We start from the raw sequence: 13,956 nt of genomic DNA, 5'->3' as shown, positions 1-13,956 counted from the left end.
CCGGTCCGGACGCCTTGCCCCAGTTGTTTTGCCCCCGCGCCGCACCCCGTCCCGTGCTCGCACGCTGGCGCGATCTGGACCTGTGCCGAATCACACTCGATGTTCGTCACATCCGTCGCCTATCCTGATCGAATGCCCGTACTCTCGTCTCCCGCAGTCCAACGAGCCGCGTTGGGCGCCGCCGGAGCCGCAGTGGCCGGTATCGGCTACGCCTCGCTGATCGAACGCAACGCGTTCGTCCTGCGTGAGGCGACCCTGCCGGTGCTACAGCCGGGGTCGGCGAGCCTGCGGGTGCTGCACCTGTCCGATCTGCACATGATGCCCGGGCAGAAGCTCAAGCAGAACTGGGTGCGGGAGCTGGCACGACTCGAACCGGATCTGGTGGTCGACACCGGTGACAATCTGGCCCATCCCAAGGCGGTGCCCGCGGTGGTGCAGGCGCTGTCGGGGCTGCTGTCGCGGCCGGGCCTGTTCGTCTTCGGCAGCAACGACTATTTCGCGCCGGTGCCGAAGAATCCGCTGAAGTACTTCAAGAAGGACCACAAGCGCGTCCACGGCGACCCGCTGCCCTGGCAGGATCTGCGGGCGGCGTTCTCCGAGCGCGGCTGGCACGACCTGACCCACGTGCGGCGCGACGTCGAGGTGGCCGGAATCAAGATCGCGACCGCCGGGGTCGACGATCCGCACCTGAAGCGCGACCGCTACGACACCATCGCCGGCGCCCCGAATCCGCTGGCGGAGCTGAGCATCGGCCTGACCCACTCCCCCGAGCCGCGCGTGCTCGACCGTTTCGCCACCGACGGCTACGACCTGGTGCTGGCGGGTCACACCCACGGCGGGCAGCTGTGCCTGCCGGGCTTCGGCGCGCTGGTCACCAACTGCGGCATCGACCGTTCCCGGGTGAAGGGGCCCTCGCGCTGGGGTGCACACACCCGGTTGCACGTCTCGGCCGGGCTCGGTACCTCGCCGTGGGCGCCGTACCGGTTCTGCTGTCGCCCGGAGGCGACCCTGCTGACGCTGGTCGCTGCCCCGCCGCAGCGCCCCGCTGCCGCCAGCGGCCACGGCGTGTCGGCGTCGGAGGTCGTGGCCCGGTAGGGGACGGTAGGCCGCGAGGTGGGTGAACACAGGGTCGCTCGCCGATCCGACACGTCAGGCAGGGGACGAGGGTGAGCAACGAGCCGATCAGCGGTGAATCCGGCGATCGGCCGGCCGCCGACAATCGATCGCGCCCGCACCACGCCGCGCATCTGCGCGGGTTGAACCTGCCACATCCGACCTCGCCAGCGGACACCACCGATACCGAGGCGATCGATTTTCGTCCGGCCGGGCCCGCCAGGACCGAGAAGATCCCGGTCGTGGATGCCGCGGTGCCCGCACGTCCGGATGCCTGGGCGCAGCAGGCCGCACCCACGGATCGGATTGCGCAGGTGAGCTTCGGGCAGGGTGGGTCCCCGTCTCAATCGGTGTCGGTCACACCCGATCTCGAGCACGCCGCGCGCGACGGGCGGACCGATCATCTCGGGCTCGTCGGCTCCGATCCGCGCACTAATCCTATTCCGCAGCAGGCAATTTCACCTGCGGCGCCGGCTGCGGCCGAGGGCCGCGCGCAGCCGGGAACCTCACCTCGCGGCGGTGCCCCCGATCCCGCTGCACAACAACAGCCCTCGAGTTCGAACGTGCCGAAGCCGGAGGAGGCATGGCAGCTCGGTGGGCCGGATCATGCAGCACTACAACAGAATTCGGATCAGTCGGCGAAATCGGTTGGCGTCCAGGGTGTATCGCGAACTGCACATGCCCCGGGCGCCTCTAGAGGCATAACGCCTTCACTGCCCGGCGCACCCTATCCCCCTGGGACGCCACAGCATCCGTCCGGGGCGCCGCAGCCGATGGGATCCGCCTCGGCCGAGATTCGCGATTCCGCCCAGACCTTCGGTGGCGCACAGCCGCACGACGCGCCGGCAGCGGCGCAGCCGTGGGACGCGCGGACCGCCGCCCATCCGGTGGACTCGGACCCGACGCCACCGGATGCGGGCCCGTACAAGTCCCGCCACAAGGATCGACCGCTGAGCGCCCGCGAGCGCAAGACCTGGCTCTTCGCCGGGATCGGGGCCGCGGTGGTGGTAGCGCTGGGCATCGGCGTGACTCTCCTCACGGTTGGTGGCTCCGGCAATTCCGCATCCTCGGCCGATTCCGGCTCCTTGGTCAGCGCGCTGACCTCGGCCAAGAGTTCGCCGCCCAGCGCCGCACCATCGACCACCGCGCCCGCCACGATCGCCAATCTGGCCCCACTGATCCCCGGCTACCAGGTGGTCCAGGTCCCGTCCCGCGGCGCAGCCTTCGACGTGCCCCGGAACTGGCAGGTGGACCCGGCGAGTTCCACCGTCTGGGGCACCGCGCCCGACACCGTCGAGATCGCCGGGCTCGCGCAGGACGGCAAGGGCTACTGCCCGAACTATGTGCGCACCAACGCCTTTCTGACCATGTCCGCGAAGCCGGACCCGACCGCGGCGGCTACGGACGTCGCCGCCCACCTGGCCAAGATCGGCTGGTCCACCGCCACCGGCACCACCCCGGGCAAGGCCGTACCGCTCACCTCCCTGGACGGCGAGCTACACGGCTCGTTCGCCGAGGTCGACGGCACCTTCCCACCCCCGGCCCCCGGCTGCGCCGGCTCCTTCGCCGTCTACACGTTCGCCTTCCCCGGCGAGAACGGCAATTTCGTCATGACCATCGCCGCCGACACCGGCGTGGACCGCGCCATCGACCGCCCCACCGCCCAGCGCATCCTCGCCAGCATCCGCCCCCTCCCGGACAAGTGACCTGCGGATTTAACTCCGGAGCCTCCCTTGTTGTAAGCTACTGCAGGTTCACATCACGGGGTGTGGCGCAGCTTGGTAGCGCGCTTCGTTCGGGACGAAGAGGTCGCAGGTTCAAATCCTGTCACCCCGACTCGTGTGTGGAGACACGACAGGGCCCCTGACCAGTACGTCTGGTTGGGGGCCTTACTCGTGGCAGCATCAGCTGGCGCCTGGGCTACGACATCCGCAACGCACGAGGCCGCGCTGTCACCACCGCCGTGATTAACCACATCCAGCGGCTCTCACCCATTCGGCTCGAGTTCCCGGATCGCGGCATCGGTGCGCACTCCGAGGATCCCCATGAGGATCGTCCGGCACGCGGTCATACCCGAGAGGTGCCCGCGCAACGTCAGCACCGCGCGCGCTTCGGTCCGACGACATTCCTGAACGAGCTCGACGAACGCCGGTGGCAATATCCCATGCTGGGGCGCGGGCTCATAGAACACGGTGCCCAGCGCGTATCCGAATGACTCGGCGGCTGCCCGCAGTCGGTCCGCGCCCGAATCCGGGTCGCGGTCACGGAGCATATCGGCGCGTAAGTATCCGTAGGCAAGAGGCAATAGGGGGGTCATCGAATGGTCCAATCTCGGTTGGCACATCTGCCGCTTGCCCTGCGATTCTCGTCCGCTGCGCGCGGTGGCCGGATCGGTAGATCTACACATTTCCCTACCCAGCCGGGTGGGTGAGTCGCCGGGACCCCGGTACATCGGCGCGGCTAGATTGGTCTTGTGCCGAGACGCAAGCCTGCTCGCGTGGCTGGCAACATGCCGTTCGCGATCACCAGCTTCGTCGGACGAGAACGGGATATCCGCGAAGTCCGGAAGCTACTCGCTACTGCCCGGCTGGTCACGCTCACCGGCGCGGGCGGAGTCGGAAAGACCCGCCTGGCCACCGAGGTCGCGGCCGCGGTCGGCCAGTTGTTTCCGGATGGGGTGTGGCTGGTGGATCTGGCCCGCGTCGGCGACGCGGATCTGGTGGCACGGGCGGTGATGACCGTACTGGGAATCAACGATATGTCGAACCGAAGCCCCGAGGAGCAGCTCGTCGACCACCTCACCGCCATGCGCACCCTGCTCGTGCTGGACAACTGCGAGCACCTGCTGGAAAGGTCTGGCGCGCTGTGCGAGCACCTACTGAAATCATGTGCCGAGCTGCAGATTCTGGCCACCAGCCGGGAGGCGCTCGGGCTGGTGGGCGAGCATGTATACCCGGTCCTGCCGCTGTCGATGCCCGCCGCGGGCACGGCGATCACACTGACGGCACTAACCGCTTTCGAAGCGCCTGCACTGCTACTGGAACGCGCCCGGGCAGTGCGTCCGGATTTCACTGTGACCGAAGGTGACACAGAAGCGATTACGCGGGTCTGCCACCGGCTGGACGGCATCCCGCTCGCCATCGAACTCGCCGCATCCCGGCTACGGTCACTGACGATGCAGGGCCTGCTGGAACGACTCGACGACCGGTTCACCCTGCTGAACATCGACGCGCGGGCCACAGTGCCGCGGCAGCGGACGCTGCGGGCGCTGATCGACTGGAGCTACGGGCTGAGCCGACCGGCGGAGCGGCTGCTGTGGGCGCGCCTGTCGGTTTTCGCCGGAGAATTCACCCTGGCCGCCGCGGAGGGCGTGTGCGCCGGTCCCGACCTGCCTCGCGAGGAGATTGTGGACCTGATCGACCACTTGATCTTGCAGTCGATCCTGGTGCTCGCCTCGACCGACGGCCCACCTCGGTACTGGATGCTGGAAACGATCCGGGAGTACGGGGGGCAGCGGCTGACCGAACTGGGTGAGACCGGCGCCCTCCGCAAGCGGCATTGCGATTTCTTCCGCGCGCTCGCCCAGCGGACCGCCGAGGTCTGGGACGGGCCCGGCCAGGCGGCCGGTCTGGCCGAGTTGCGCGCAGAACACGACAACCTGCAAGCGGCACTCGACTGGGCGACCAACGAGCCGGCCGCCGCACCCGAAGCCCTGACCCTCGTCATAGCGCTTCGCTACCACTGGTGCGCCGACACCTTCCTCGGCGACGGACGACGGTGGACCGAGCGAGCGCTGCACAACTCCGACCCGGACAGCCCCAAACGGATCCCGGCGCTGTGGGTCGCGGCCTGGATAATGGTGCTGCAAGGCGATCACGACCAGGCTGACCAGGCACTCGACGAGTGCACGGCCCGTGCGGCCGTCGCCGATCGCCGCGTCATCGCCTACGCGGACAGTCTCCGCGGCACTTCAGCGCTGTTCCGCGGCCGCCTCGCGGAAGCCATCGCGATCTTCGAGCGCGTCCTCGCGGATTCCCCCGACAACGACAACCTGGCCCGGCTGACCCTGTTCCAGCTCGCCATGGCGCAAGCACACGCCCGCGACGACAGAGCGGCGAAGACTGCCCGGGAGGCGATCGACCTGGCCGACAAGTGCGGCGAACAATGGAGCAAGTCGTTTGCCCTGTTAGCACTCGGCTTCGACCGGCACCTCCACGGCGAATACGACGAGGCCGTCACTAGTACCCGTGCCGCACTGGAGATCCAGACCGAGTTCAACGCCCGCGCGGCCACGGCACTAATGATCGAACTGCTGGCCTGGATCGCCGCCGCCCGCGGCGAACACCGGCATGCGGCGCGGCTGCTGGGAGCAGTCGGATCGGAATGGCAGCACATCAATACATCGATGACGGCATTCGGCCCCTACCTGGGAAAACTGCACGCCACCTGCGAGCGAACCATTGCCGCGGCGTTGCCCGAGGCGGTGCTGCGTTCGGAGCGCGCCCGCGGCGAAAGCCTCGATCACGACCAGGCGATCGCCTATGCACTCGATCGTCCCGAGCGTGCCACCGAACCCGCGCAGCAGCACGACACCGTGAAGCAGCACGACACCGTACTGACCGCGCGCGAGCAGCAGGTGGCCGAACTCGTCGCACAGGGCCTCAGCAACCGGCAGATCGCGCAACGGCTCGTGGTCTCGCCGCGCACCGTCGACCGGCACCTCGAAAACATCCTCGGCAAACTCGGCTTCTCGTCGCGGACGCAGGTCGCCGCCTGGACAGCGCGGTCGTCGTCGGTGCGGTAGCCCGACCGGCCCTGGTTCGCCGTTCCGGCTGCGGCGCCGACGTTTCCACACCGTCACGAACAGACCCACCTTCGCCGGCGTCAGCTTGCCCACCCGGAACCTGACCGACCCGCGACCCACGCGGGAGACGAACGCCCCGTACTCAGCGTTCTCCGTCTCCGGAACCGCATCCGAAAACTCCAAACCCAGACGGCGCACAAGATGCCTCGCCTCGGCGACATCGGGATGCTCACCAGCGGAAACCAATCCAACTCCTCACTGAACCGGCTCTCTCCTACAACATCCAACCAGTGCCTGAGGCTGGTTCAGTGCACGGAATCTTCGGTGACGACAGGCCCTGCGGCGGTTGACGCACATGGAAAATGACTGGTCAAGACCAGACTTGAACGACGTTCAAGCTCGAGGTAGGTTGCCGTGTTATGACGAGCGAATTGTTGAATCTCTTGGTAGACAAGGCGTTAGACGGTGCGGCTCCCTCGCGGGCGGAGGCGTTGGCGCTGCTGGCGGGTCCGGAGCCACTGATCGACGTGATCGCCGCGGGTTCGCGGGTGCGGCGTGAGTTCTTCGGGATGCGCGTCAAACTGAACACGATCGTGAACATGAAAAGTGGTTTGTGTCCGGAAGATTGCGGCTACTGCTCCCAGCGCCTCGGTTCGGAATCCGAGGTGCTCAAGTACTCGTGGATTTCACCGGACGAGGCAGCACGGATCGCTGAGGATGCGGTCCGCGCGGGCGCGAAGCGCGTTTGTCTCGTGGCCAGCGGGCGGGGGCCCGGCGAGCGTGACATCACTCGGATCGAAAACACCATCGCCGCAATCAAGGCCGACAATCCGAACGTCGAGATCTGCGCGTGCCTCGGCTTGCTGAACGAGGGGCAGGCCCAACGGCTCGCGGCGGCGGGCGCGCATGCCTACAGCCACAACCTCAATACAGCCGAAGCCCGCTACTCCGAAATCTGCACAACGCACACCTTCGCTGATCGCGTGGATACGCTCACACGCGCCGGCGCGGCCGGACTGTCTCCGTGCTCCGGGGCGATTTTCGGCATGGGCGAATCCGACGAGGATGTCGTCGATGTGGCGATCGCACTGCGCGAACTCGACCCGGACTCGGTGCCGGTGAATTTCCTGATTCCGTTCGAGGGAACCCCGCTGGGCAACCGGTGGGACCTCACCCCGCAGCGCTGCCTGCGCATCCTCGCGCTGTTCCGGTTCTTCTTCCCGGACGTCGAGGTCCGTCTCGCCGGGGGTCGCGAGATCCACCTGCGCAGTCTGCAACCCCTGGCGCTGCACCTGGCCAACTCGATCTTCCTGGGCGACTACCTGACCAGCGAGGGCCAGCCCGGCATCGACGACCACCAGATGATCACCGACGCCGGATTCACCGTCGAAGGCGCACACGAGCAAACACTTCCACAGCCCCGCCACGACCTCGTCGCACTGCGCCGGCGGGGCGCCGGAACGGATTTGCCTGCCAACGCCTGAAGACCGCTCACTGGTCACCGTGGTCGCCGGATACGTGCTGCGTTTGGGGGTTGTGGGCGACTACGCGTCCGGCCTGCATTTATGCGACTGCACCGTTATGAGAGCTGCGTCGCAATGGAGACGCGAAGACAACCGCCAACCATGGCCCCATGGGGAAAGGTTCCGACATGACCAGCATGTCCATCAGAACCCGATCGGCACCGCTTCGGACGATCCCCCGAAGGGGTCACCGGTAAATCGTCCCCGCACAAACTTCGACTCATCACCATCACGTGGAGGCGGCTTCAGAAATGTAATTCCCAGCAGTGGAAGGTCGGCCTGGTGGTATCAGCGCATAAACTCTTCGAATATGACGGTGGCAATGGATGCTTCATGGCGGAATTGGCTTCAGGAAAATCTCGCACGGGGCTGTTCTGTCGAATCGACAGTCGAATCGATGATCAGGGGCGGTTTCGACAAGGATGTGGCCTCGGCGGCGGTGCGCGCTGCGCTGGCGGGAGAGGTCCCAGGCTCCTCGCCCTACGAGTACGACACGTGTCCCGTTTCGCCGGATCGAATTATTCACGCGCACGACCACGAGATCTACTCCGTGTTGCGGGTGGAGCGGCCGCAGCTGATTCTGTTCGGCAATGTTCTCTCCGCCGAGGAATGCGATCAGGTGATCGAGCTGTCCGAAGGTAAATTGCAACGGTCCACAATCGTCGACCCCGAAACCGGGCGTGCGGAGACAATTAGGAATCGCTCCAGCGAAGGCACATATTTCAAGTTGTCCGAGAACCCATTGATCGACCGACTCGATCGGCGGATCTCCACCCTGATGAACTGGCCATTGGAAAATGGTGAGGGACTGCAAATTCTGCGGTACGGGGTCGGGGGCGAGTACCGTCCCCATTTCGACTACTTTCCGCCGGACCAACCCGGGCACGCCGCTCATACCGCTCGCGGCGGACAGCGCACGGCAACACTCGTGGTATATCTCAATGACGTCGAACGCGGCGGTGAAACTGTCTTTCCCGAGGCAGACATTTCGATTTCCCCGCGCAAAGGCCATGCCGTCTACTTCCGATACTTCAATAACCTCGGACAGCTCGACCCGATCACAAAGCACGCCGGAGCGCCGGTCCTCGCCGGCGAAAAATGGATCATGACCAAGTGGATGCGCCGCTACCCCTACTCTGGTTGAGATGCGGCTCGCCATGACACCGGCCGAGTGGGTGGCGTTCGTCCTGCATGATGTCTTCCGTGGTTTGCGGTGGCGAACCTGCACAGTCCGGATTTCCGAACATGTCCCAAATATTGCCAATTAGAGTGGTTAACTTTGCATACCAGGTTCATCGACGGCGTGTACATGAACTGGAACTGGGAGGAAGGCGACCGACAGATCATCCTCGACGCCGCCGGTTCCACCACGCCGTGAGCTTCGCCGGCATCTCCGGCCGCACCAGATCCGCATCCACAGGGGCTGCCGTTGTACGAGGAGGTGAGCAGTTGGAACATCTGCTACGCGGGTCCGGGGCGTATCCGGGCCGCGCGGAGCCATTCGTGGCAGAACGCTGACACGAGCACGGCCGCACTGCCGCCCAATGCGGCGTCGCAACTGGTCGGGCAGGTACGGTAACGACTACCGGGACGGTCTGCAGCTATCACCACGTTCGTCGACGAATCGGATCCACCACCATGGAAAACGATCTTCTCGAGCTCGCGATCTCCACGACCGGCGGCCGCGCGCTGTGGAACACCGTGCGGGGCCTGCGGATCGACATCTCTATCGGCGGCCCGATCTGGGCGCTGAAGGGCTGGCCGCCGGGACGCACTTTCGACCAGATTCTGACATTGGACACCCGGGCCGAACACATCGTGTTCACCCCGTTCACCCGCGACGACCAGCGCATGGTGTTCGACGCGGCCACCGACACCGTCCAGATGCAGACGCTGACGGGGGAATCGGTCCAGGAACTGTCCCCCGCCAGGGCCGGCTTCAAGGGAATGCTCCGCAACAGTGCTTGGGACGCAGCGCATCTGGGCTACTTCCTCGGTTACGCGTGCTGGAACTACTTCGTCACCCCATTCGTATTCGAATACCCGGGCGTGGAAGCCCGCGAGATCGAGCCGTGGGAGGAGGCGGGCCAACTCTGGCGCCGGCTGCTGGTGCGGTTTCCATCCACCATCACCACCCACAACCCCGAACAGATCTTCTATTTCGACGCCGAGGGACTGCAGCGACGCATGGACTACATCGTCGAGATCAACGGCAGCACCCTCGTCGGGCACTACACCAGCCGCTACCAATCCTTCGACGGATTGCGGATCGCCACCCGCCGACGCGTCTTCCGACGCAACCCCGACAACACCGTGAACCTCAATCTGCCATCGATCACCCTCGACATCCACGACGTGGAGTTGATCCACGGCGACGCCGGACAGGTACAGCCATGACCAACACACCCACCTCGATCGATCACCTCAGCCGACGGCTGGTGATCGCCTTGCCGCAGCCCTACGACGAAGCCCGCACGCGCTACGAAACCCTGGTTCCCGCAATCGATGCGGCACGGTTCGCGCAGATGGCGTCCTGGCAGGCCACCCTCGAACTCGCCGAGATCAACGCCCCGCACGGATTCATGCGCTATTACCGCAGCGACATCACCGCCGCCATGGCCGGCTCGGCGTCGATGTGGAAGACCACTCAATACCTCATGGGCAACCACACGATCGCCGAGCGAATGTTCCGCCACGACCCGGCGGTGATGCTGCACGCACCCCTGCGAACGGTGCTGTACGCCGACCCCGACGGCGACACGAAACTCGTTGTCGACCAACCCAGCCTGCTGTTCGCCAGCTACGCCGACCCCGGCATCGCCGAGGTCGGCCGGGAACTCGACGCGTTGCTGGCCGCACTCGTTACCACGCTCGGCGGGAAGGCACCCGCCGAGCTGTCGAACGGAGGAAAACCCTGACTATCCAGTATCTCGTGACCGGCGCCGCCGGCGGCGTCGCCGGCATCAGCAGGCTGGTCGTCGACAAGCTGCTCGGCCACGGTGCGTCGGTGCGGGCGATGGTCCACACCGACGACGCCCGTGCCGACGCCCTGCGCACACTCGGCGCCGACGTCGTCGTCGGTGACCTGACCAATCCCGCCGATGTGGCGACCGCCGCCGAATCGGCCGACCGGGTGTTCTTCAACATGAGCGTCTCCACCCAATACGTCGAGGCCACCGCGGTCGTGTGCTCGGTGCTGCGCATGAACCCGGACCTACAGGTACTGGTCAACATGTCCCAGATGACGGTGTCCCAGATGACTGCGACCAGCACCGACGAATCTCACCAGCAACGCCTGCAGTGGCTCGCCGAACAGGTCGTCGACTGGAGCACGCTGCCGGCGGTGCACATCAGGCCGACGATCCTGTTGGAGAACCCACTGTTCACGATGTTCGCCGCGCAGTCCGTCCGCGACCACGACACGCTGGCACTGCCATTCGGCAAGGGCAAGACGTCCCCGGTCGCCGCCGACGACGTCGCCGCGGTCGTCGCCACCGTGCTGCTCGACCCGAATCCGCACGTGGGCAAGGTGTATGAACTCACCGGCCCGGAAACACTGGACCTCGACCAGCTCGCCCAGCGCTATACGCGCGCCCTCGGCCGCACGATCGTGGCCGAAACCCCGTCCGAGAGTGAGTGGTCCGCGCGCATGGATGCCGAACCACTGCCGCCTCATGTGCGCCAGCACCTCGAGACGATGGCACGACTCCATCGCGACGACCGATACAACCGATCGACCGACACCGTCGAGCAACTCACCGGCCGCCGCGCCCAAACCGTCGACGACTACCTGCGCGCACACCGAGATATGTTCGAGGACAAGCGATGACATCGCAGCGTCGTCTAGCGTGAAGGTATAAGCCGGCCGCAGTCTCGACCGCGTCAACGAAGCCGTCGAGGCGCTGCCCGCCGGCGGCGCGACAGTTCGCGGGGGAACTGCTCGAGGTCGCCGACCCACACGCGGCGGGACGTCTTGCCGCGCAACCGACCGTACGCCACGGCGGCGTCGACGTCGTTTTCGGCAATGCGGTGATGCGCGTGGGACCCGACGACGATCCACGCACGATCGTGCGAGAGTACGCCGAGGTCAACAATTTCGGCACCACCCGCCTGCTGTGCGCGTTCGCACCCATCCTGCGCGACGGGGCACGGCTGCTGATCGTGGCCAGTTCGCCCGAGCGCCCCCCTTGACATCGGCCGGGCGTCGGTCGACTATGGAAACTATGGAAACCAGAAAAGTTTCCTCAGTTTCCGAAGATGGGCAGCGGGCAGAGGTGATCGTGGAGGCGGCCGGTCGGCTGTTCCTCGCGCCGGGTCCGGGGCGGGTGAGTATGGACGATCTCGCCCGTGCGCTGGGGATGAGCAAAAAGACGATCTACCGTCACTTTCCCGACAAGAACAGCCTGCTGACCGCGGTGCTGGACCGGCAATTCGACGTTGTCGAGCGCACGCTGAGCGCGGCGTTGGACAATGAGGAAGGCACGTCGTTCGGCGAGCGGATGCAGCGGTTCCTGCTCGCGGCGTGCGGTGAGTTCGAACGGATCGGCGCGGCTCAGCTCGCCACCGGGCGCGGCGAGGCGGTGCTGCGCCGGCATGTGGAGCAACGCATCGACACGATCGTCTACCAGCGGCTCGACGAGCTGTTCCGGGACGGGCATCGACGTGGTGTGCTGTCGGCGCCGCCCGAACTGCTCGGGGAGATCACTCGCGGCGCGGTGGAGCGGCTACTGAACTCGCGGCTACCGCGCGAACTCGACTACACCGCAGCCGATCTGCTCCGCGCGACCGTGGACACAGTGCTCTACGGGGCGATCTGCCCCGGCAGCGACAGGAAGGCTTACTCATGACCGAGACAACCGGCCGGGTCGCTCTGGTAACCGGTTCCAGCAGCGGAATCGGCGCGGCCACAGCACGACTGCTGGCCGCGCGCGGACTGCGCGTGGTGGTCAACTACCTGCACAGCGAGGCCGCCGCCGAAGAGGTGGTGGCGGACATCGAAGCCAGGGGCGGCCAGGCCATGGCCGCACAGGCCGACGTACGTGAAGTGGCGGCGGTCGATGCCCTCATCGAAAACGTCCGGGCGGCGTGGGGAGAGGTCGATGTGCTGGTGCACAACGCACTGACCCCGTACGCGATCAAACCGTTCCGGGAGATGACCTGGGCAGAGCTGGGCGGCAAGCTCGATGACGAGATGCGCGCGGCCTTCGTCGTCACCAAGGCCGTGCTGCCCGCGATGACCGATCAGGGCTGGGGACGACTGATCTACCTGGGCACCGGCCTGAGCAGCCGGCCCCGGGAAGGCATGATCGCGCTGGGTACGGCCAAGGCCGCGCTCACCCAGTTCGCCCGGTATCTGGCCCAGGAACTGGGCCCGGCGGGCATCACCGTGAACGTCGTCGAGCCCGGCCCCGTCGCCGAAACCAAGATCTCGCATGTACTCGACGAGGAGCAGACGCGGCGCCAGATTGCCGCCACACCGCTGGGCCGCTTGGCACTCCCGGCCGACGTCGCCCAGGTGGTCGCCTTCTACGCCGGCGAGGACAACTCCTTCATGACCGGCACCACCGCCGCGGTCAACGGCGGAATGGCCATGTACTGAACGAAGGTTCGAAAGGAAGGGTCATGCACACCATCGATCTCGCCTTCGTCGGGCGCGGCCTGCACGAGGAACTGGTCGCCTACATCGCCGACCAGGAGGATTTCTACGTCGACGAGAACGTACACGTCGCGCTGCGGGACGGGTGCGCCTGGGACGAGCAGCGGCTGCGTCGGGTCGCCACCATCGGGCTCGGCCGGGCGCTGTTGTCCCGGCTGACCGATGGCGTCCCCTGGGTCGCACTCACCGTCAACACCCAGCGCCCACTGTTCTGGTTCCTTGCCCGCCCGGACGTGAGCTCCCTGGCCGATCTGGCCGGGCGACGGCTCGCGGTACACGAACCACACACCGCGCCAGGATGTTTCGCCCGCATCGTGCTGCGCAGAGCCGGTCTCGACCCGGACCACGATGTCGATTGCGTCGTCCGGCCACCCGGCGACTACAGCATGGACCTGCGTCGATTGCGGGACGGCGAGATCGATGCCGCGTTCGTCGGCAGCACCATGGCCCCGGAGGCGATAGCCGCCGAGTACGGGTGGCAGGTGCCGGACTGGGTCGGCGACTACTTCCGGATACCCACCGTGGGCGTTGCCGTCGACCCCACCCACATCCGGCCGGACGACCCGGCGATCCAGGCCCTCGTACGAGCGCACCGACGGGCTCTGCACGTTATCCACGACGATCCCGACACCACGGTGCGGCACCTCCGGACTTTTCTCGGCCGGCACACCGCGGCTGAGGTCCGCACCCACTACGAGACGTTCATCGCACCATATTTCACGACCGACGGGCTGGCCGACCTCACCGTCGGGGACAGAGCAATCGAGGCCGTCGCCGCCGAACTCGGCGTGCCCGCGACCCTGACGGCAGCCGAGTTCTACCGCACCGCGCCCTGACAAGTCCGCCAGAATCCGCGAAAT

At 66.4% G+C, this 13,956-nt stretch carries 13 protein-coding genes, 1 tRNA gene and 1 pseudogene; 13 read left to right on the top strand and 2 right to left on the bottom strand.

Annotation, left to right across the window (positions count from 1 at the left end; genetic code table 11):
- Positions 1 to 132 precede the first annotated feature (132 nt).
- The 3 genes from KO481_RS03235 (at position 133) to KO481_RS03225 (ending at position 2,949) form a co-directional block, all read left to right on the top strand.
- The gene (locus tag KO481_RS03235; RefSeq protein ID WP_215915392.1) at positions 133 to 1,095 is read left to right on the top strand and encodes a metallophosphoesterase; all 963 of its coding nucleotides are present in this window, start codon (positions 133 to 135) and stop codon (positions 1,093 to 1,095) included.
- Positions 1,096 to 1,886: 791 nt separating this feature from the next.
- Positions 1,887 to 2,819, top strand: coding sequence for a DUF8017 domain-containing protein (locus KO481_RS03230; RefSeq protein ID WP_215915391.1), 933 nt, complete (start codon positions 1,887 to 1,889; stop codon positions 2,817 to 2,819).
- Positions 2,820 to 2,875: 56 nt separating this feature from the next.
- Positions 2,876 to 2,949, top strand: a tRNA-Pro gene (locus KO481_RS03225).
- A 151-nt stretch (positions 2,950 to 3,100) separates the two neighbouring features.
- Here the strand turns inward: KO481_RS03225 and KO481_RS03220 are convergent.
- A complete protein-coding gene (locus tag KO481_RS03220) occupies positions 3,101 to 3,430 on the bottom strand; it encodes a hypothetical protein (protein ID WP_215915390.1) in 330 nt (109 codons plus the stop codon).
- A 180-nt stretch (positions 3,431 to 3,610) separates the two neighbouring features.
- On the opposite strand from KO481_RS03220, the gene KO481_RS03215 reads away from it, so the two are divergent.
- Positions 3,611 to 5,917 carry an ATP-binding protein gene (locus KO481_RS03215; RefSeq protein ID WP_215915389.1) on the top strand — a complete coding sequence of 769 codons (2,307 nt, stop codon included), beginning with the start codon at positions 3,611 to 3,613 and terminating at the stop codon, positions 5,915 to 5,917.
- Between the two features lie 39 nt (positions 5,918 to 5,956).
- Here the strand turns inward: KO481_RS03215 and KO481_RS44650 are convergent.
- A pseudogene (locus tag KO481_RS44650) lies at positions 5,957 to 6,115 on the bottom strand (MepB family protein); the annotation flags it as partial.
- A 221-nt stretch (positions 6,116 to 6,336) separates the two neighbouring features.
- Here KO481_RS44650 and bioB point away from each other — a divergent pair.
- The 9 genes from bioB to KO481_RS03165 all read left to right on the top strand — a co-directional run bounded on the left by bioB (position 6,337) and on the right by KO481_RS03165 (position 13,932).
- Positions 6,337 to 7,401, top strand: a complete 1,065-nt coding sequence (gene bioB, locus KO481_RS03205) for a biotin synthase BioB (protein ID WP_215915388.1) — start codon at positions 6,337 to 6,339, stop codon at positions 7,399 to 7,401.
- A 349-nt stretch (positions 7,402 to 7,750) separates the two neighbouring features.
- Positions 7,751 to 8,584, top strand: a complete 834-nt coding sequence (locus KO481_RS03200; RefSeq protein WP_215915387.1) for a 2OG-Fe(II) oxygenase — start codon at positions 7,751 to 7,753, stop codon at positions 8,582 to 8,584.
- A gap of 494 nt (positions 8,585 to 9,078) precedes the next feature.
- Complete coding sequence (locus tag KO481_RS03195; protein WP_215915386.1) at positions 9,079 to 9,837, top strand: hypothetical protein; 759 nt, start codon at positions 9,079 to 9,081, stop codon at positions 9,835 to 9,837.
- Positions 9,834 to 10,358: a DUF302 domain-containing protein gene (locus tag KO481_RS03190; protein WP_215915385.1), complete on the top strand. Its 525-nt coding sequence runs from the start codon at positions 9,834 to 9,836 to the stop codon at positions 10,356 to 10,358. The genes KO481_RS03195 and KO481_RS03190 overlap by 4 nt, the downstream gene beginning before the upstream one ends.
- Before the next feature lie 14 nt (positions 10,359 to 10,372).
- Positions 10,373 to 11,269, top strand: coding sequence for an NAD(P)H-binding protein (locus KO481_RS03185; protein ID WP_308166277.1), 897 nt, complete (start codon positions 10,373 to 10,375; stop codon positions 11,267 to 11,269).
- A gap of 203 nt (positions 11,270 to 11,472) precedes the next feature.
- Positions 11,473 to 11,631, top strand: a complete 159-nt coding sequence (locus tag KO481_RS03180) for a hypothetical protein (protein ID WP_215915384.1) — start codon at positions 11,473 to 11,475, stop codon at positions 11,629 to 11,631.
- Positions 11,632 to 11,663: 32 nt separating this feature from the next.
- Positions 11,664 to 12,287: a TetR/AcrR family transcriptional regulator gene (locus tag KO481_RS03175; protein ID WP_215915383.1), complete on the top strand. Its 624-nt coding sequence runs from the start codon at positions 11,664 to 11,666 to the stop codon at positions 12,285 to 12,287.
- Positions 12,284 to 13,039 carry an SDR family NAD(P)-dependent oxidoreductase gene (locus tag KO481_RS03170; RefSeq protein WP_215915382.1) on the top strand — a complete coding sequence of 252 codons (756 nt, stop codon included), beginning with the start codon at positions 12,284 to 12,286 and terminating at the stop codon, positions 13,037 to 13,039. Before KO481_RS03175 ends, KO481_RS03170 begins: the two co-directional genes overlap by 4 nt.
- A 23-nt stretch (positions 13,040 to 13,062) precedes the next feature.
- Positions 13,063 to 13,932 (top strand): ABC transporter substrate-binding protein, encoded by an 870-nt coding sequence (locus tag KO481_RS03165; protein WP_215915381.1) that lies wholly within the window; start codon positions 13,063 to 13,065, stop codon positions 13,930 to 13,932.
- Positions 13,933 to 13,956 lie beyond the last annotated feature (24 nt).

This window comes from Nocardia albiluteola, from assembly GCF_018860155.1.
In the GTDB taxonomy this organism is placed as follows: domain Bacteria; phylum Actinomycetota; class Actinomycetes; order Mycobacteriales; family Mycobacteriaceae; genus Nocardia; species Nocardia albiluteola.
The sequence above is the reverse complement of the archived record's forward strand: the minus strand, read 5'-3'. Positions and strand labels throughout refer to the sequence as shown.

Bases quoted from the DNA above. Each gene is read 5' to 3' on its own strand.
- bioB (WP_215915388.1), top strand. From the start codon at position 6,337: ATGACGAGCGAATTGTTGAATCTCTTGGTAGACAAGGCGTTAGACGGT.
- KO481_RS03220 (WP_215915390.1), bottom strand. From the start codon at position 3,430: ATGACCCCCCTATTGCCTCTTGCCTACGGATACTTACGCGCCGATATG.
- KO481_RS03175 (WP_215915383.1), top strand. From the start codon at position 11,664: ATGGAAACCAGAAAAGTTTCCTCAGTTTCCGAAGATGGGCAGCGGGCA.
- KO481_RS03230 (WP_215915391.1), top strand. From the start codon at position 1,887: ATGGGATCCGCCTCGGCCGAGATTCGCGATTCCGCCCAGACCTTCGGT.
- KO481_RS03235 (WP_215915392.1), top strand. From the start codon at position 133: ATGCCCGTACTCTCGTCTCCCGCAGTCCAACGAGCCGCGTTGGGCGCC.
- KO481_RS03170 (WP_215915382.1), top strand. From the start codon at position 12,284: ATGACCGAGACAACCGGCCGGGTCGCTCTGGTAACCGGTTCCAGCAGC.
- KO481_RS03165 (WP_215915381.1), top strand. From the start codon at position 13,063: ATGCACACCATCGATCTCGCCTTCGTCGGGCGCGGCCTGCACGAGGAA.
- KO481_RS03180 (WP_215915384.1), top strand. From the start codon at position 11,473: ATGCGCGTGGGACCCGACGACGATCCACGCACGATCGTGCGAGAGTAC.
- KO481_RS03190 (WP_215915385.1), top strand. From the start codon at position 9,834: ATGACCAACACACCCACCTCGATCGATCACCTCAGCCGACGGCTGGTG.
- KO481_RS03195 (WP_215915386.1), top strand. From the start codon at position 9,079: ATGGAAAACGATCTTCTCGAGCTCGCGATCTCCACGACCGGCGGCCGC.
- KO481_RS03200 (WP_215915387.1), top strand. From the start codon at position 7,751: ATGACGGTGGCAATGGATGCTTCATGGCGGAATTGGCTTCAGGAAAAT.